Source organism: Lachnoclostridium sp. An138 (assembly GCF_002160765.1).
Lineage (GTDB): Bacteria > Bacillota > Clostridia > Lachnospirales > Lachnospiraceae > Laedolimicola > Laedolimicola faecalis.
This window is the reverse complement of the sequence record NZ_NFLF01000062.1, coordinates 1-582: the sequence shown is the minus strand read 5'-3', so window position 1 is coordinate 582 and position 582 is coordinate 1. Positions and strand designations below refer to the sequence as shown.

The following is a 582-nucleotide window of genomic DNA, read 5'->3' as shown; positions in this document are numbered from 1 at the left end:
GCAGATATGATGTTTGATGGCAGCTTACGCCACCCTTGACAGCACACAAAAGCAATGCTCTGAGTGCCTTATCGACGGCGAAGAACTCAGGAACAGGCTGGTTTCTCCGTCTGGATCACAGCATTGTAGCATTGTTTTTGCGTGCCATCAAGGGTAAATCCCTCCGGGATGGCTGAGTTGTTATCTCCGGCTCTGAATCTGGGAACAGACTTATTCTTCTGCTTGAGACTTCTGCATCTGCAGGATGGTCTGTTGCCCGAGAAAGATAAGCAGCTGCCACTTGCCCGGCATGTTGTCGGCATTTTCCAGATGCTCTGCTTTATTGAGAACACGATAGTGGTTGTGCTGATGCGGCCTGAGAAAGTTATAATAAGCGACCCAGAGGGCGACATTGTAGCTGGCACCCTCATAGTTGTCATAGCCGCATGTTATGCGGTAGGAGGCTTTGAACGTACGGTTGAGCCGCTCGATCATCTGTTTGAAAGGGCGGAACTCTTTGGAGACTTCGTCCTCGTTCGTGAGCCCGATGACCTGAGTGATATCAAAGCGGAAGTTCTCACCGAATTGGTGGAAGAACTGCTG

Annotated in this window: 1 pseudogene; it reads right to left on the bottom strand. The window is 50.3% G+C overall.

What is annotated here, in order from left to right:
• Positions 1-210 precede the first annotated feature (210 nt).
• Positions 211-582: pseudogene (locus B5E82_RS17810) on the bottom strand (integrase core domain-containing protein); the annotation flags it as partial.